Source organism: Methanobrevibacter sp. (genome assembly GCF_045116495.1).
Lineage (GTDB): Archaea > Methanobacteriota > Methanobacteria > Methanobacteriales > Methanobacteriaceae > Methanocatella.
In genome coordinates this window covers 14,963-33,124 of the sequence record NZ_JBGULU010000134.1, presented here as the reverse complement: position 1 = coordinate 33,124, position 18,162 = coordinate 14,963, and the positions used below count along the sequence as shown (strand labels likewise).

Below are 18,162 nucleotides of genomic sequence, written 5' to 3'. Positions count from 1 at the left end.
GCCTAAACTCGTTCGACTTGCATGGCTTAATCGAATCCCAATAGCAGTAGCATCTGCCAGGATCAAACAGAATTGAACACATAACAGACATAATAATAAGTATTATGAAGTACGCTAAAATATAGACGAGTATACACATAAATTTGAAACAAATTAATTTGTAACTAATTCACCACATCTACAAAACCAACATCATACTTGAGAAAATTCAAGTACTCACTAAAGTATAGCTACATGTGGAAAAGCAGTCATCATAGTCAAAATTGTTTATACAATAAAACTTAGACCAACGCCATAAAAACACATAGCACATCTAATAGACAGACAAGTTTTAGTAACAAAGTCAATTAAAAAACATTGCAAATAATATTATAAAATTCAAAATATTAATTTAAAAATTTGTTTTTATAAATTAAGTTAAAATATATCTTTAATGATAAAATTAATGAATATAATAAAAATAAATAATAAAAATTTTTAAAAAAGCTAAAACATCAAAATAAAAATTAAAAACCAATTAAAATAATAAATAAGGAACAATATTCAATATTGATATCGAAAATAACATGAAAATAAATAACTAGTATATAAATGTAACTATTCTTTATCAAGTTTTTTGCGAATTACAGAAATTATTCTTGTTAAACTTCTATGCATTTTGATTCCATATTGCTCAACAATCTCAAATCCTGTTTCATCTGCCATTGGTTTTAAATCAACATAGTGCGGACTGGCCATGCACAAATAGGCATCATCCTTCATGTTATCATAAATCGCTATGAAAAATTCTTTAAATATATTGTCCCCTTCAATGTCTCCTGTTGAAGTTGAGATTCCATAAGGCGGATCTGTAACAACAGCGGCTACTTTTTCATACATCTTAAGTTCACGCACATCTAAATTAAATGTCCTGTAATCAGTGATTCCATAGTAATCCAAATTAATGGCAGTTCCGTTTTTCATTTTCCAGTAGATATCAGAGCCGACCAGCTTACAGCCAATTATTCCGGCTTCAATGAGTATTCCTCCGGTACCGCAAAATGGATCAAGCAATAAATCACCTGCAGTAACCCTGGATAAGTTTACCATACACCTTGCCAATTTCGGACTCATAGACCCCGGATAGAAAAATGGTCTTTTATGAGGCTTGGTTTCCACAAAATGTTTTTTATTCAGTTTGAATTTTTCAATAGCTATGTAAATGTCATTTTCAATAGCAACCATACGGACCAGTGAATTCGGATCCCTTAGCTTGACTTTTATGCCTTCACAGTTATCAAGTATCAATGCACCTGCCCTTCTTTCTGTGGCAACTGTGTCAACTTCTGATTTGAATCTTTTTACACGTACCGCAAAGTTTTCGCTTATATAATCTGGCCAATTTATAGATGGAATATCTTCTTCAAGGTTTTCAATGCTGGATTTCATTATCAACTGGTGAACTTCATGGGTATATGCCAGTCTTTTAGTTAAAATCAGGTTGTATTCATCAATTTTATCTTCAGGAATTTCCCTTAAAATCACTAATCCTTCACTGACAATATCTATTTCCGCACTGATATTTTCACATTCCATAACTGCTTTCAGCTCAGCTAAAGGCAATTCAGGGTGTTCCTGAGATTGTATGCATAATAATTCCATCATGATTCCCCTAAAATATTAAAAAAATTATTTTTTAAACTTGTCAAAATGTCTTCTTATAACGGTTTCGCTGGAATCCTTCATTTCATCTACTTGTTCGGGTTCATTTTGATAAACGATTTCATTATCTTCATCAGGATAATTTCTCGGTTCATCATAGTGATAGTTTTCATCACTGACATATGAATAATCATCCCTCATTTCATTATAAGGTGCATCATCTGAAAATGTATTTGGTGCTCCCTCATATTTTATATTGTTATTTGAGCGGTTCACCGCACGGTTTATATTGTAATCCAATTCATCTTCATATGGTTCATATTCATATTTATTGACACGTTCCTGCTGATAGCTGAAATCTTCAGGATAATATTCATATTCCCTTCTTGGCTGAGAATTCCTTTCATGGCCAATAGGTGTTATCGGCTCATATTCATCATAATAATCATCATTGGAAACATTTTCTGAATATCTTATATCTGCATTTCTGTCAATGTAATTTCTAGGAATTTCCCGAACGTTTTTAATGCCCACCATATGGGAAAATATTATCTCTTCGACTTTGGAAGGGTCGGATATGTTTTCAATGCTAATCAGATTATTGTCATATGCGCTGAAAACAGAAACCGTTCCGACATTGAATAATCTGGCAATAATGCTTTGGGATGTGTTTACATCCTGAATTGTAGCATAGGGCATGTAACTTTTTTTAGTGGTCAGTACCCCGGATTTAATGATGATTCTTGAGTCAGTTAAAGTATATTCCATGGAGTACCATTTAAGAAGCTGCCAGATAATGTATAGTATTATAATAAGAATGACAACGAAAAATGCTATTGCAGTATATTCGGTTAGTGGAAGTTTAATCCGTGATATTAAAAAAACCTGCAGTTTACCGATGAACTTTATCAACAGCGGAGAAACCATAAAAACAATAGCCAATAAAACAATACCAAAAATAGCTTTCCTGCAGCCTAAAATCATATTAGGTTTTGTTTTATAAAGAACTCTTTCACCAGCTCTTTCATCATTATTATTAAATAACATGATTATAATATTAGATATTACTTTTAAATATAGTTTTACAAAAAAAGATTTTAAAAATAAGCCTCAGCTCGCCCATCATTCATCACATATCAGAGCTCATAGGGTTCATCATAGGCTTATTTTTGTGAGTGTAATTCAATTATCCGAACATTACTCCGGCTTCGGTATTGAACAATTCGTCTTCTTTATTTTTGCTCATTACTTTTTCAATGGCATCCATAAAGTCATCTACAGTAATTGTATCACGTTCATCACGAATTGCGAACATACCTGCCTCGGTACATACCGCCTTCAAGTCAGCGCCTGAAAGACCGTCAGTTAAACTGGCGAGCAAATCGATGTCGGCCTCTTCATCAAAGGACATGTTTTTAGTGTGGATTTTGAGAATTTCTTTTCTTCCTTCATCATTTGGAAGTGGAACTTCAATGAATCTGTCAAAACGACCCGGACGCAATAATGCAGGGTCTAAGATATCCGGCCTGTTGGTTGCACCAATAATACCAATATCTCCTCTGGATTCGAATCCGTCAAGTTCAGCCAAAAGCTGCATCAATGTTCTTTGAACTTCCCTGTCCCCACTTGTGGAACTTTTAAGTCTTTTTGCCGCAACTGCGTCAAGTTCATCTATGAAAATAATTGCAGGAGCTTTTTCCTTTGCAAGTTCAAACACTTCACGTACAAGTCTTGCACCTTCACCGATGTATTTTTTAACGAATTCAGATGCTACAACTTTAATGAATGTTGCATTGGTTTCATTAGCTACAGCCTTTGCAAGTAAAGTTTTACCTGTTCCAGGAGGACCGTATAACAATATTCCTTTTGGCGGTTCGATTCCAACTTTTTCAAATAGTTCAGGATGTGTCAAAGGCAGTTCAACAGTTTCTTTAACTTCCCTGATTTGCTCTTCCAAACCACCGATTTTTTCATAGGTAATGTCTGGTTTTTCTTCAATTTCCATACCTGAAACATTTGCATCTTTTTCGGACGGTAACACTTCAACAATACCGAAAGTCTGCTGATTCAAGGCTACCCTTGAGCCAGGGACCAATAATTTTTCATCTAAAAATTTTGAGTAATTAACAAGAAAACTAGGTCCGGTGCTACTTTTAACTGTCATTCTATGATCATCTAAAACTTCTGTAATAGTAGCTAACACTAATGGTGGAGATCTGAATCTATCCACTTCTGATCTTAGTGATTTTGTTTCTCTTTCTAATCTAATTTTTTCATTTTCAATTAGGACTTTATCCTTTTCTAATTTCCTAACTTTCCACATCAGGTTACTTTTTGCTTTGGATTTTTCTTCTCTTAACAAATCTATCTCTTCTCTTAAAGATTCGACTTTTTCTATTAATTGTTCTTTTGAAGAATTTTCCAAATCATCAAAATCATTCATGTGACTAACCTCCAGTTAGTTATAACAAATTTCTAATACATGTTACTTTAATAACAATTTGTAATTTTAAAGTATTTAAAGGTATTCATTTTAATGCATACTAACAATTATTTATAAGTAATATTATATAATATTATATAAAAGACAAAGGAAACTGATTAATATGGAATGCGAAATTTGTGGTAAACCAGTACCGGAACATAATCCAATAAGAGCAAAAATTGAAGGATCAGTTATGGTTGTATGTAAAGAGTGCTCAAAACTAGGAAAAATTCAAAAAGCACCTCCAAAACCAAAATATGTACAACAAAAAAATAAAAAACAAAAAAGTGCCCCTAAAAGGAGTTATTCAAGAAACGATGAACCTTCCGAAGAACTGATTGAAGACTTTAGCAGTGAAGTTAGAAAAGCTAGAGAATCCAAAAACTGGTCTAGAGAAGATTTGGGTAAAAAAATCAACGAAAGGGTTTCAGTCATAACAAGAATTGAAACCGGAAAAATGACTCCTGATATAAAACTTACAAAAAAATTAGAAAAAGCATTGAACATCAAATTACTTGAAGAAGTAAACAATGTCGACCTGAATCAGTTCATTAACAGCTCTTCAGGAGAACGTACATTGGGAAACATAATGAAAATCAAAAGAAAATAGCTATTTCTTAAGATAGCTATTTAACTTCTCACTTTTTAAAACCCTATCTTTTGCTTTAATTTTATAATCTATCATCCCCTCGTTTTTGGCCTTATGTGAATGATAGCCTGACAGATATGCTGCATCATCCATCAAGTTTTCAAGCCTAGCATAACCATCATATTCATCACTGACAACCACCACATGAGCAGGAGGATGAATTTTCTTAACCTGTATAATGCTTAAAGTAGGATCTTCCTCTACAAAAAAAGCTGTTGCAACATTTGATTTTGTTCTAAGAGTAGAATTCAAAATGCTTTCAACTAAAGAATCAGCAAATTTTGCATCGATTACTCTAGGTCTGGTTATTATGTTTAAATTTCCATGTCTTTCCAAATCCGCAATTGCACTGAGCAGTTTTGTATTGTTTTCTCCTCTAATTAAAATTAATGCCATAATATCACTATTTAAAAAAAAATAAAAAAAAGGTGAAAAGTCACCTGTTTTGGAAAGATTTCAACAGTCTGCTTCTGAATACCACAAGCAGCAGCAATACAATACCAACTGCTGTCTGAATACTTCCCAGAATGTTTAAAATGTTTCCATCAATTGGTAAGTCCCATGAAGGAGAAGATTTATCTCCAGGTAACGCCTTATAATAAACACCAACTGCTTTAGAACCTTGTTTTACATTGATATCTTTCGGTTCAACATGATCTACACCCATTAAGAGTCCGTTGTTGATACCTCTGTTAATTGAACCTGCAATAGCAGATGCGTCATATCCGTTCTTAGCAACAGATGCTTCAACAATTTCTTTTGTGGTTGCTGCCAAACCTGGCTTGTCACTTCCATAAACGGATACACTGACTGCACTAGGGCTGACGGTTAATGCATTACCTAAAGCCTCATAAGCATGAACAGTTCTCAATTCATCTCCACAAACCGGACATTTGTCATAAGCTTCACATGCAGGATATCCCATACCCCATCCGCATTCATCACAGACTTTGGAGTATAAATCATCCATCGGATAACCTGACTCGTTCATATCTTTAGGAGTGAACATGTCTCCAGTGGAAATTCCGGAAACTAAATTGACACCACCACCACCGTATTTTTCACCGGATTCATTAGCTACTTGACCCATAGCCTCTGAAAGAATAGTGGTTGCAGGATAACCGTCACGAATCATTTTTCCAATGTTCATTGCAGTCTCTTTTCTTACAGTATCTGCAGTACCGTACAATGGGTTTCCATCAGTGTTTCTCAAGTGAATAATAGCTCCTTTCTGACCAGGCGGCAAAGTTGCAATTCCACTGTTATATGGAGTTACCTTAATCGTATTGGTTGATTCCTCCACAGTAACAACATACGCATCGAAAGAACCTCCAATCGCAGCACCTATAGACGGACCTCCAACAACTAAACGAGCTCCATTATATTTTGATGCAATAGACGCAGCGGAAGCTGCAGAAACATTATTCTCCAAACTTGCGACAGCTTCAACAATTGAATCCAACCTTGTATCGGAACTACCAGTACCCCCTGAGAGCACTGCAAAATGATTATTCTTTGACATTAAAAATGTTGACTGGAACATGTTGTCTGCAAAGGACATACTTCCCGCAGCTGCTCCGTTAGGATCCTGTCCTGTAGGATCAGTGATGATAATAATGTTACAAGTAGCTGCAACAGTGCTTATGGATAAGAAAAATACTACTAATAAAATAATTGACAATTTCAGTTTATCCATCAACATCACTTACCCCTTGTGTCATTTTCTAATTCAACAGAAGAAAAGTCTTCTATAACTGTTACTGTTACGACTCCAGTATTTTTATCTACCTGAACATCAGCAGCCGTAATTGGAGTTACTGATGTACCAGGAACCGTCGATTGTGTTGCAAATTCTTGTGCCGTCTGCAGCGCATCCTGCAGCGATACCTCCCTTTTGGAAGTTTTCAAAATATCGCCATAAATGACACTACCATCCCTAAAACCTGCCTGCATCACATTTGCACGAATGGTATCGACTGGAACAATATCATTTCCTTTTACAATAATTCCAGAAATTGGAATACCATCATTAACCTCACTAGAAGATGCAAACGCTACATAAGTGATTAAACGACCACAAAGAATCAAAATAAAAGCAAGTAATAAAATAATTAATGTGTCTCTTCTAATCTTTATAAACATGTTTATATCCTCATATCTATTTATTCCGCAACAGAATAAATTATACATTTATTATATTAAGATAATGTAATATTTAAATTATGTCTTTTAAAAGTGATTCTGCAGGGTCCATTCCCTGAGCACCAATTAATAGAATAATATCTTTTTTATCAGCTTTATTATAAGTGTCACTTAAACATTCCTTTAAATTATCATAATGGATAAATTCAACATTATTCTCATTTAATGTGTTGAAAAATACTTCTCGCTCATCTTCTTCAACAAAATTCAAATCGTTTACGACATCATTACTTGAAGATAAAATCAGTTCAATGCTATCATCCATTGATTCGACAAGAGCCTCTACATTCAGTTGATTGATTTCAACACCTCTAGAACCTCTAATAGCACATACAACATATAATGTCTGATTATCAGTAAGCAATTTTTTTGTCTCGGAAATTGTGGCTCTGATTCCATCAGGATTATGTGCAAAATCATCATAAATCAAAGGTTCATCATTTAATTTTGCAAAACGTCTGTTAAGAGCCTTATACGATTTAACCCCTTCTTCAATGACGTGAATATCCAAACCTAAAGAGATTGCAGCACCAACAGCTGATAAAATATTTTGAATAAAATGATGGCCTGTAAACGGCAGTTCATCATTTGTTAAAATGGTTTGATTATCATAAACTATTCCCAATCCATTATAATAAACGGCATTTTCATCATTCAACTCGCTCATTGATGTGTAAAATGGATTTCTTACATTTAATTTCATCACCAAATCATCATCAAAATTAACTACACAAACACCATCGCCAATTGCATCGGGAACTGTTGAAATTTCACGAAAAACATCATCAATTGAATTTACAAGGCCAATATGGTCCATTGCAATATTGGTTATGACTCCCACTTTAGGATTGACCGCAGCACTCATCAATGCCGCATGATTTTCCATCAGATTTCCTAGCCATCCCTGAACTTCAGATACTTCAATAACCAGATAATCCGGTTCGCCGTTTTCTATAACTTCATCTGAAATCAACTTAGAAACCATCGGATCAATTAATGTGTTGAATTCTGACTCGCTGTCAGTATTGGTAAAAACATGATAACCCGCATTTTTTAAAATATGATAAATTAAATGTGAAGTAGTGGATTTGCCGTTAGTTCCGGTAATAATTACATTTGTTGAATTTGGAGAGAATTTATCTATTGTATGTGAAAGTGCATAAGCATTAGCCAATTCGATTTTATCACAAACAATCAACGGGAAGTTAAGTTTTTCGGCCATTTCAATAGCGCAGTCCTTAGGAGTCTGTGTAATTAAGCATGCAATATTTTTATCGAAAGCCATCTTAATGCCTGTTTCATTTATCCAGTGCCTTATAACAATATCTCCAGTGTGAGAATCATTTAAAAAAGTGAATTTTCCTGTAAAACCATCAATAGAAAAAAAATCATCATTTCCATACAGTTTTCCATCAATAGCTTTTGCCAAATCTTGAATTTCCATATAATACCCCAAATGAATTAAAATATATACATTTTTGCTAAAATACCTATAATGCACAATAACGCTGTAATTGCCCAATAGCTAAGAATAATCTTTACTTCAGACATTCCATAATGATTTAATGTGTGGTGCAGTGGTTCGACGGGCAATTTAATAATGTGTGCTCTGTGAAGTAAACTTACAATAACTGAAAAAATAGGAACACCCAATGCCAGAACACCGAAGTACGGAATATCACATATCATAACTGCTGCAGCATATCCTGTTCCCAATACAAATGAACCGGTATCCCCCATGAAAATTGAAGCGGGATACTTGTTGAATACCAAAAATCCTAAACATATTCCGGACAAGACTAAAAATGGTGGAATAATTGTTATAGGGCCAAATAAATAACCATATACACAACATGCAATTGATGCAATACCAACAATACCTGCTGCAAGACCATCCATACCATCAATCAGATTAACTGAATTAATAGATCCTAAAACACCAATAGTAACAACAGGAATAGCTAGAATGCCCAATTTAAATCCGCCCAATGTGGTTACAGCACCAGTTAATCCTAAAAATACTCCTAAAACAATTTGACACACAATCTTTTCCAATTCTTCAGGTTCTGTTTTGATTGGAACTTCCCCAACTACCTTAACTTTACCTTCTTTTAATAAGTCATCAACTTCTGCTTTTGCTTTTGGAGTGGCAACACGCACTTCCTCATTAGGTTCAACATCCAATCTTCCTAATGTAATTATTTCGTCTGAAGTGTTTACTACAATTTTTTGAATCTCTTTAACTTTCAGACCTATTAAATCATCAACCAGCCCTACAATACCTCCAGCCAGCATGATATATGAAACAATTAAAATAGGAGTGTTTTGATAATATATAGAAATTATCAAAGCTAATGTAAATAAGAATGCAATACCTCCCATTGTTGGAGTACCGCTCTTATGTCTATGTTCACTAACTATAGGATTATCAGCAATCCTTGCTTTGAGCAATATTCTTTTAACATATGATGTAAAGAATATTGTAGCACATAATGTTACTAAAAAAAGAATTAACATATCTGTATTATTCATCAATACCACACAAATAAATCTTTAATCAGTAAAATATCTATTTGTAATAGTATATAATTATAACTTATAACACAGATTTATATTAATTTTTCAACTAATTCATCAAGCTCTTTTTTAGAATTTGCTTTAGCAGTAACCCTTTGATAACCTTCAGGACCATGAACAACAAAATCATTGACCTCAAAGGATTTTATAGGTTCCAATGCGTCAGGCCCATTATAATTGCCTATTGGAATTTCAGTAGAATAGTTATATTCCAATTTATCTGAAATATTTGCAAGTGAAAATTCACCGACAGCCATATTGACCAATTCACATAATGAATTAACTCCACAGGTGGCTGTAGTTAAATATCTGGTACCGTTTGGCCTTGTATTAACTTCAATAGCATATAACTGATTATCTTTTTTGGAATACATGAAATCCATTTCAAAAATACCGTCGGATGCAAGGTTTTTAGCCACTTGATATGCAGTGTGCTGAACTAAATTATTATCCAATCCTTCAACCATGCAGGGACCTGTTTTAACTTTATTTAAAGGATGTGTTCCCTCTAAAGTGGTTTCTCCCTTATATATCGGAGGCAAAGCAACATATTCACCATTGAACCCCAATACTTCAATTGATATCTCTGACCCTTCAATGAACCTTTCACATAATGCCTGATCAAACTCTTCAAAGTAATCCCTGACGTCTTGTAAGGTTTTTGCAACTTTAATATCCTTACCTCCTTGACCTTCACCCTGCTTTAAAACAACCGGAAGATCCAAAGCAAGCTCTTCTGGACTGTTCAAGATTTGATAATCCGGAGTGGCAACACCAATTTCAGTATAGAACTCTTTGGTTTTGATTTTATTGGAAGTTAATTCAACTGCTCTAACGCCTGCTGCAACAACCGGAATGTTATATTCAGCTTCAACTTCCTCTTTCATACGGGCAACATCAATTAGTGGAGGGTCGATTCCAATCAATGGAACGATTGCATCAACATTTTGCATTAATGCAACTTGTTTTGGGCCGTCCATTCCGCGAGGCACTATAAATACCTGGTCAGGCAAATCCAAATTAATGGCTTGCTCATTTGATTCTGTAAGTACGCTTTCAATGCCTTTTTTTCTCACATACCAGTCAATATCATCATATAATCTTGAACCAATAAATAAAATTTTCATATTATATTCCCTTTTAAAATGTTTATAAATTCATTTGAGGCATCTTTAACTTTTTCAGTCGGTTTATCTGCATAATCCATAGATTCCGGTTCGATTCCAACAAAAATTATTCCAAAATCTGTATCCTGTTCCAAGTATTTCACAAAGAATGACAATGACATGGAATGGGTGGAGATGCCTATATTTGCAAAATCATTTTTATCGACGATTTTCATATCTCCAGGTTTGCCGCCCATCAAACATGCATCAACAATGATTAAATGAGATGGCTTTTCCTTTTTGATTTTGCCTGTAAAATTTTCCGGAACTGTTTGAGCATCAATGAATAAAAATCTGTCCTTATCTTCTACAATCTGTTCCTGCAATCTTTTAATTATATAGGGTCCCACACCGTCATCGCACTTAAGCTCGTTTCCGACACCCAATACAATTAATTTTTCAAAATCATTTAAAAAATTTTTTAATTGAGATTCAAAAGACATTTTATTATTTCCTTTAAAGTACATTCAGTTCAATGCTTTCAATTCCATTTCCCATAATATATTTTAGATTTACAGTTATATATTGATTACTTTTTACCGATTTTTCATCGAAGGGAATTAATAATGGAGGGTTTAGCATTGGGGTCGGACCGCAAATAATATCATCGGTAAGTTTTGTAAATGTAGTTATTTTTATGCCGTTTACGGTTCCGTCCTTTTTAACTTTAAAGGATAAGTCTGCGTTAAAGTTGGGGTTGATATCATCTGAAAAATTAAATTCGGAAAATACTGCATCATCTGAGTAAATCTCATATTTGGCATTTTCATCCCAATGAATGTATTCTCTTTCAAGATTGACCAGCTGGGCAGAGTTGATTATGCCTTGAGGTATTATCCTGCCATTAGACCTTAGACCATGTTTTGCATGATTGAGAACAGGAATTTGTTCTTCATCAATCAAAGCTGTGTCCATCATTTCACAAACAATCAAATCCGCTTTTTTATCAAAATCATATTTTAAGACATCAGTGTTTATTACATCAACATTTTCAAGGCCCGCCAGATTTTCTTTTGCACAGTCAAATGCTGATCTGTCAATTTCAAGTGAGATGACCTCTTTGAAATAAGCGCTTAAAAAATAAGATAAAATCCCACTGCCGCATCCCAAATCATATGCCAATTCATTTTCGCCATCATATTCTTTAATGGCTTCAAAAAAAGCCGATAATCTCTGATTATCTTTAATTAAATCAAAATGATAGGGGGTGGCTTTGAATTTCATGAAAAAAAAATAATGGGAAAAAATTTAATGAGAGTGGTGTGTGTGGTCATGTGAGTGACCCGGTTCATTAAATTCTTCTCCATTTGCAGTACTTGTAAGTTTTACGTGTTCAACACCTTTAAGTCTCATGATTCTTTCTGTCAAATCACGGATTTCAGCAATATCCCCATTTACAACGACGATTTCCATACAATATTTATCTGTCATGTGGATATGCATACTTGTGTTAATTTCATTTCTGAAACTGTGTTGAATCTCTGCTAGATTTTCCATTACACCAGTATAATGATGGTCATAGATGATTGTTATGATACCGATTCTTTGACCTTCCATTGAATTCATCCATTGATATCTAACAATATAATCCTGAAGAGCATCACGAATTCCTTTTGAACGTGACTGGTATCCTCTCTCTTTTAGCACTTCATCAAAATCTGATAATAATTTTTTTGGCAATGACATACTTATTCTCATCATAGACAAACACATCAAAAAATTTAATTATTAAATAATATTTTGAGTTTAAATATATATAAAGATTATGATTAAATTGAAAAAAAATATTACTATAATATTAAATTAATAAAAAAAAATATTATTCAACAAGAAGGTAATACTCCCCGTCGCTCTTAGTAATTGATTTTAGAAGCCCTTTATTTTGAAGGGACAGTATAATGTGGTACATTCTAAAATTAGTGAGTTTTAAATCCCCATACAATAAATGACCTTCCAAAGTATATTTTGAAACGAGATTTTTATCATTAACCAAATTCTGAATTAATTCATATGATTCCTTTTCCTTCATATTTAACTCAAGCTCTTTCAAATCCTTTTTAGAATTAACCGTATTGATTTCTTTTTCATGTTCAGATAAACTAACCTTATTATCTTTAAAAATAACTAATTCCTTAGCTGACAATTCTTCAAGAATTTCAACAAGGTCATATTCATGAAATCCCAATTCCTTTCTTAAGACATTTAAAGGAATACCTTCCGGATATTCAATATTAAATATCTTAACCTGATCTAAAACAACTTCTTCGTTTTTGGTAATAGTAATCATATAATCATTAATAAATCCAGTTAATAATATATTAAATTTTAATATTACTTAAACATTTAGGTTAATTGCATTTCGTTTTGCAATGCTTTTGCTTCTTGCCTGTTTTTCTCTGCATTCTCTTCAGGAGTCAAATCATAAGGTCTGGTGAAAAATAAGTCAATGTCATTTACTAGCTGGCAAATTGACATGTGCAATAACTCTTTTAAGGCCAAACTTTTTTGAACACGATTTAAAGATTCATCGCTATAAATCCTGTCGTAGTCATTTTTATAATCTTGACGGATTTTGGAAGGGTCCAAATCCCTCTGGAGTTGTTCTTCTTCATATTCTTCAGTTAAAACCAAGAAATTAATCAATTCCTCTTTTTCATCAGCAAAATCATTATCCTCATCGGCAATAACTTCATGGAAGTACTGGTAAACTGATTGGAAAACATCTCTTGATACATTTCCGCCGATGATATTTTCTATGAACAAATCAAATGTCTGTGAAATATAATACTTGCCGTTTTCCATTTTTGTTTTGAAAACCAATTCATTTTCCACATTGGCAACATATTGAGTTAAAACAATATCCTGGCCTTTTTCAAAGGTGTTAGTGTTAAATTTAGTGTTGTTTAACTTATAATCAGCATTGACTTTCAAAGCATTTTCGACATTTTCAATATCTTCTTTTGAAATCTCCATATATTTTTCTTCCATATTTAATTCTCCCGAATAATTTTTTGGAATTAATACATATTAAAAGTATTTATTAATTTGAATTAATAAAATAAAAATATGAATCCTGAAGGAATATTAGTTGAACTTAGACAATTATCCCCACAAAATGAAATCACAAAAGATGAAATAATGGGGATTCTAAAAAAATATGCTAGTATTATCTCAGTTTATGATTTGATGATGGCAACAGAATACATACGGAAAGACGGAGAATTCATTCATGCCCAATACCGTGAAAAATATCTGGAAATCTATATAAAATATTTCATTCTGCGCATGAAGGAAGTGCTGGGAAATGACGATTATGACAAACAATCCGTAATCGATAAAGACTCATTTGACGAATCATTTCACCTGCTTGAGCGAACTTTTGAAAAAGAAAGAATGTCCTCCTCAAGTGATGATAAACTTCCATTAATCTATGTCATCACATCATTATATACCACATTTATCCTGGAAGAACCTATTCACCCTGTAGGCAGCGAATTTCCGGGAAATCAGAAAGTCGAAGAAAGAAACGGCAAATATTTATGCCCAGTTAAAGATAATCAAAAAGATAATGAGAATGCCATTTGTCATTTATGTCTTGCTGAGCAAACACCCGACATTTAGGAGGATATTAAAATGAATATTTGTTTTTATGGATCAGCAAGTCAGAAAATCAATACAAAATACACAGATGAAGCTTATAGATTAGGACGTGAAATATCTTTGAAAGGACATTGCCTTGTTTTTGGTGGCGGAGACGTTGGAATGATGGGCGCATGTGCAAAAGGAGTTCATGACAATGGAGGAAAATCAATTGGAATAGCTCCAAATTGGATTGAAAAATTTCAGCCCCTTTGTAAAGAGTGTGAGACATTTATTTATGTGGATTCAATTGATGAGCGGAAAAAGAAATTCGTTGAAAATTCTGAGGCATTCATTGTCGCTCCCGGAGGAATCGGTACTTTTGATGAGTTTTTTGAAATAATAACTCTAAAAAAGCTAAAACAAAATAACAAGGAAATTGTTATTTTTAACATCGACGGATTTTACAACAAAATGTTTGAAATGATTGAGGAAATGATTGAAGAAGGATTTATAAACAAACCGGATGGAATTTACAAAATTGCCAACAGCATCGATGAAATCTTTGAATACCTAGAATAAGGAGAATATTTTTATGGAAAACGTGAAAATTGTGGAAAAACCTCCACGAATAACCTTAAAAAGAAGTTTAATCATATTAATCGGTAATGTGATAGGAATTTATCTAATCAGCTTTTTTGGTTTGGGCGTTGAAATAAGTAATTTTGATGACATATTCCTATTGGTCATATTTATTTCCATAGTTAATGCAGTTTTATGGCCAATTTTAACCAGAATCTTCATGCCCTTTTTGGTTTTGACTTTTGGTATAGGCACACTGCTCTTAAATGGACTGCTGCTTGAAATTTTCGGACCTCTATTTGAGATTGAAGTCACAGGATGGGCAATAATTTTAGCACCTCTAGCCATGTCAATCGTGACAACAATACTTTCAGCAGCACTCACCATAGAAGACGACGGATCATATTACAGGTCAGTAATGAGAGATGCGGAAAAGAAAAGGAAAGAAGTAATTAAAAATTATCCTGGACTAATAATAGTTGAAATTGATGGGCTTGCTTATGATGTTTTGTGTGAAGCTATCGACAAAGGCCTGATGCCTACTGTAAAGTCAATGATAGAAGACGGAACCCACACTTTAAGAGAATGGGAAACCGATTTATCCTCACAAACCGGAGCCAGCCAAGCAGGAATTTTGCATGGAAATAACGAAAACATTACTGCATTTAGATGGATTGAAAAAGACAATGACAATCAGATGATGCAATGCTCAGGACCTAATAACGTTAAACAATTAGAAGAGAGAATTTCAAATGGAAATGGATTGCTCGCAGACAATGGTGCAAGCAGGTCAAATTTATTTTCAGGAGATACCGACAATGTTATTTTTACAATGAGTAAAATCTTAAATCTGCAAAAACTATACAATAAAGCCTGGTTTTCAGTATTTTCAAATCCAAGCAACTTTGCACGTATATTCGCATTATTTTTATGGGAAATGATTCTTGAAATCGTTTCTCAAATAAAACATAAAGTTAAAAATATTCAACCAAGAATCAGCCGTGGCATTCTCTATATTCCAACAAGAGCCGGAACAAATGTATTCATGAGAGAAATAAACACATCCACACTGATTGGAGACATGATGGTTGGAGACATTGACATAGCATATTCCACTTATTTAGGATATGATGAAATAGCTCACCACTCCGGAGTTAGAGATGAAGACTCATGGTATGCGCTCAAAGGAATGGACTTGCAAATAAAAAGATTAATTGACGGGAATAAATACTCACCAAGAGACTATCAATTAGTTATTCAATCAGACCACGGTCAAACAAATGGAGCAACATTTAAACAAAGATATGGAGAATCTTTTGAAGAATTTATCAAATCACTGCTCCCGCAGGATATGACCCTGTTTGCTAAAATGTCATCTAATGAAGACCACTATGCTGAAGCATTTATACCATTTTCCCAACAAATCGATAATTTGAAGAACAGATCAAAAGAAGAAGAAAAGCAAGAATTAAGCGACTCCGAAGTCATCATAATGGCATCAGGAAATCTTGCAATGATTTATCTAACACAATGGAATCACAGATTAACTTACGAAGAATTGAATAATTTATTCCCCGAACTAATTCCTGAAATTATAAAAAACGAATATGTCGGCTTTATCCTTGTTAGGTCATCTGAAAATGGAGATTTAGCTATTGGAAAAGATGGAATTTATTATTTGGACAGCGGCAAGATTGAAGGTTCCAATCCTCTTGAAGGATTTGGAGACAATATTGTAAGACATTTGAAAAGAAACAGTTCCTTTAAATACACACCGGATATTCTAGTAAACAGTTTTTATGATGATGAAAATGATGAAGTTTGCGCCTTCGAAGAGCTTGTAGGAAGCCATGGGGGTGCAGGAGGAAGTCAATCAAAACCATTCATACTATATCCCTCCAGCTGGAATGTGCCTGATGAAGAAATTATCGGTGCTGAAAACATTTACAAAATACTAAAAGAAAATTCGGAAAAGCTAAAAGAACCGTGATAATATGATATCTGACAATGAAGTGCTTGAAATAGCTAAAAGATTAGAAAATGCAGACATTGACATTAAAAAAACAATTGAAAAAGCAGCTACTGCAGGTTATCTTGGTGAAAAGCACTTCTATTGTACAGTTATTGAAGAAGGTGGCTATACACATACTGTTCCGGAGATTTTGGGTGACAGATACAAGTCACAGCCTTTGGATAACCTGTATTTTGACATAATTTCAAAAGCACTGGATCATGACGGAATTTACATTTCCCTTGCCTATTGCAGTTCAAATATAATTCTTCCAGATGAAAACTGTGATGAAATTATAGAATACGATGATTACGAGTTAGAAGAAGACGAATATGAATATTTAGTTGAATACGGATTAATTTCGGCAGATAATCTCAAAAAGTTCAAAATCTATGCAGAAGAAGGAATAACCGGCCATCAGCCAACTGAAGATGTGGGAATAATAACCAACATTATTGATGGGGATTATAAAACTTATTTTGCACTCCGGTCAACCGACAGATGCATGTCAAGCTTTATGGTGCTTCCATTCAGTACGGAATATCCAAAAGAACATCCATTATCATTCAAAAATCCAATCAATAAGATATTAATAGAAATGATTGATAAAGCAATAGTTCGAAAATAAAAAAAAGAAGAATGAATAGTATAATCTATTCGCAGTCAACAAGTTTAATTTTTTTATAATTTTTTTCCAAATTCGTAAGCTTCATTTGGATATTTGGAAAATTTGGTCATTGAAGGTGTTCCGCAACCATAGCCAAGAATTCGACCCATGTCTTCCAAATTAAGATATTTCACTAATGTATCATAATGAGATTCCAATGCGTCGAATGTCCAATTATCCGAGTTATATGCAACGGTTAAGAGTGCAGATTTGAAGTGCTTTTGTTGGATTGAAAAGTTTCTTGAGCAAAATCTGTCTATCACGGTCTTAAGCTGTGCAGACATGCCGTAATAATAGAGAGGTGTTACAAACACCAGCATGTCCGAATTCAAAACCATTTCTCTGATTTCATCCATATCATCACTTAATATGCATTCACCTTCATAACCGCAATGCACACATCCTGTACAAGGAGAAACATTACTGTGGGCCACATCAATCTCTTCTATGCTATGGCCTGCCTCAGTTGCTCCCTTAATGAAGTTATCCGCAAGCATTGCAGATGAACCGTTAATGTTAGGGCTCCCCTTTAAAACTAAAATTTTCATCTAATCACCTAATTAGAAATTTTCTAAAAAATATTATTTAAATGTTGCATATGCC

The 18,162-nt window shown here is 33.7% G+C and carries 20 protein-coding genes; 5 read left to right on the top strand and 15 right to left on the bottom strand.

The window, feature by feature from the left end; translation table 11 throughout:
* Window positions 1-597 precede the first annotated feature (597 nt).
* The 3 genes from ACJMLH_RS07405 to ACJMLH_RS07395 all read right to left on the bottom strand — a co-directional run bounded on the left by ACJMLH_RS07405 (window position 598) and on the right by ACJMLH_RS07395 (window position 4,084).
* The gene (locus ACJMLH_RS07405) at window positions 598-1,641 is read right to left on the bottom strand and encodes a TIGR01177 family methyltransferase (RefSeq protein ID WP_405276272.1); all 1,044 of its coding nucleotides are present in this window, start codon (window positions 1,639-1,641) and stop codon (window positions 598-600) included.
* Between the two features lie 27 nt (window positions 1,642-1,668).
* Entirely contained in the window at window positions 1,669-2,688 is a 1,020-nt protein-coding gene (locus tag ACJMLH_RS07400) for a PH domain-containing protein (protein WP_405276270.1), read from the bottom strand.
* A 139-nt stretch (window positions 2,689-2,827) separates the two neighbouring features.
* Window positions 2,828-4,084, bottom strand: coding sequence for a proteasome-activating nucleotidase (locus tag ACJMLH_RS07395; RefSeq protein ID WP_405276268.1), 1,257 nt, complete (start codon window positions 4,082-4,084; stop codon window positions 2,828-2,830).
* A gap of 163 nt (window positions 4,085-4,247) precedes the next feature.
* Between ACJMLH_RS07395 and ACJMLH_RS07390 the strand changes: the two genes are divergently transcribed.
* Window positions 4,248-4,736 carry a multiprotein bridging factor aMBF1 gene (locus ACJMLH_RS07390; protein ID WP_405276266.1) on the top strand — a complete coding sequence of 163 codons (489 nt, stop codon included), beginning with the start codon at window positions 4,248-4,250 and terminating at the stop codon, window positions 4,734-4,736.
* On the opposite strand, the gene ACJMLH_RS07385 is transcribed toward ACJMLH_RS07390, so the two are convergent.
* The 11 genes from ACJMLH_RS07385 to ACJMLH_RS07335 form a co-directional block, all read right to left on the bottom strand.
* Entirely contained in the window at window positions 4,737-5,171 is a 435-nt protein-coding gene (locus ACJMLH_RS07385) for a DUF356 domain-containing protein (protein ID WP_405276264.1), read from the bottom strand.
* Between the two features lie 40 nt (window positions 5,172-5,211).
* Entirely contained in the window at window positions 5,212-6,477 is a 1,266-nt protein-coding gene (locus ACJMLH_RS07380; protein ID WP_405276262.1) for a hypothetical protein, read from the bottom strand.
* A complete protein-coding gene (locus ACJMLH_RS07375; protein WP_405276260.1) occupies window positions 6,477-6,917 on the bottom strand; it encodes a hypothetical protein in 441 nt (146 codons plus the stop codon). Before ACJMLH_RS07375 ends, ACJMLH_RS07380 begins: the two co-directional genes overlap by 1 nt.
* 73 nt (window positions 6,918-6,990) lie before the next feature.
* A complete protein-coding gene (locus ACJMLH_RS07370) occupies window positions 6,991-8,421 on the bottom strand; it encodes a Mur ligase family protein (RefSeq protein ID WP_405276258.1) in 1,431 nt (476 codons plus the stop codon).
* A 17-nt stretch (window positions 8,422-8,438) separates the two neighbouring features.
* The gene (locus ACJMLH_RS07365) at window positions 8,439-9,509 is read right to left on the bottom strand and encodes a glycosyltransferase family 4 protein (protein WP_405276256.1); all 1,071 of its coding nucleotides are present in this window, start codon (window positions 9,507-9,509) and stop codon (window positions 8,439-8,441) included.
* A gap of 77 nt (window positions 9,510-9,586) precedes the next feature.
* Entirely contained in the window at window positions 9,587-10,681 is a 1,095-nt protein-coding gene (locus ACJMLH_RS07360) for an acetyl-CoA carboxylase biotin carboxylase subunit family protein (protein ID WP_405276254.1), read from the bottom strand.
* Window positions 10,678-11,163 carry a hydrogenase maturation peptidase HycI gene (gene hycI / locus ACJMLH_RS07355; protein WP_405276252.1) on the bottom strand — a complete coding sequence of 162 codons (486 nt, stop codon included), beginning with the start codon at window positions 11,161-11,163 and terminating at the stop codon, window positions 10,678-10,680. Before hycI ends, ACJMLH_RS07360 begins: the two co-directional genes overlap by 4 nt.
* A 13-nt stretch (window positions 11,164-11,176) precedes the next feature.
* On the bottom strand, window positions 11,177-11,944 hold the full coding sequence (locus tag ACJMLH_RS07350) for a methyltransferase domain-containing protein (RefSeq protein WP_405276250.1): 768 nt from the start codon (window positions 11,942-11,944) through the stop codon (window positions 11,177-11,179).
* Window positions 11,945-11,968: 24 nt separating this feature from the next.
* Window positions 11,969-12,421, bottom strand: a complete 453-nt coding sequence (nikR, locus tag ACJMLH_RS07345; protein ID WP_405276248.1) for a nickel-responsive transcriptional regulator NikR — start codon at window positions 12,419-12,421, stop codon at window positions 11,969-11,971.
* Between the two features lie 118 nt (window positions 12,422-12,539).
* Window positions 12,540-13,007: a hypothetical protein gene (locus ACJMLH_RS07340; RefSeq protein WP_405276246.1), complete on the bottom strand. Its 468-nt coding sequence runs from the start codon at window positions 13,005-13,007 to the stop codon at window positions 12,540-12,542.
* A 56-nt stretch (window positions 13,008-13,063) separates the two neighbouring features.
* A complete protein-coding gene (locus ACJMLH_RS07335) occupies window positions 13,064-13,708 on the bottom strand; it encodes a hypothetical protein (RefSeq protein ID WP_405276244.1) in 645 nt (214 codons plus the stop codon).
* Window positions 13,709-13,786: 78 nt separating this feature from the next.
* Here ACJMLH_RS07335 and ACJMLH_RS07330 point away from each other — a divergent pair, with 78 nt between their 5' ends.
* Genes ACJMLH_RS07330 through ACJMLH_RS07315 form a run of 4 tightly spaced genes read left to right on the top strand, consistent with a single transcriptional unit; the run spans window position 13,787 to window position 17,520 of the window.
* A complete protein-coding gene (locus ACJMLH_RS07330) occupies window positions 13,787-14,341 on the top strand; it encodes a DUF2115 domain-containing protein (protein ID WP_405276242.1) in 555 nt (184 codons plus the stop codon).
* A 12-nt stretch (window positions 14,342-14,353) separates the two neighbouring features.
* Window positions 14,354-14,881: a TIGR00730 family Rossman fold protein gene (locus tag ACJMLH_RS07325; RefSeq protein ID WP_405276240.1), complete on the top strand. Its 528-nt coding sequence runs from the start codon at window positions 14,354-14,356 to the stop codon at window positions 14,879-14,881.
* 13 nt (window positions 14,882-14,894) lie between these two features.
* Window positions 14,895-16,871, top strand: a complete 1,977-nt coding sequence (locus ACJMLH_RS07320; protein WP_405276238.1) for a phage holin family protein — start codon at window positions 14,895-14,897, stop codon at window positions 16,869-16,871.
* 4 nt (window positions 16,872-16,875) lie between these two features.
* Window positions 16,876-17,520, top strand: a complete 645-nt coding sequence (locus tag ACJMLH_RS07315) for a hypothetical protein (RefSeq protein WP_405276236.1) — start codon at window positions 16,876-16,878, stop codon at window positions 17,518-17,520.
* 53 nt (window positions 17,521-17,573) lie between these two features.
* Here the strand turns inward: ACJMLH_RS07315 and ACJMLH_RS07310 are convergent, their stop codons facing one another.
* Window positions 17,574-18,107, bottom strand: a complete 534-nt coding sequence (locus ACJMLH_RS07310; RefSeq protein ID WP_405276234.1) for a flavodoxin family protein — start codon at window positions 18,105-18,107, stop codon at window positions 17,574-17,576.
* Window positions 18,108-18,162 lie beyond the last annotated feature (55 nt).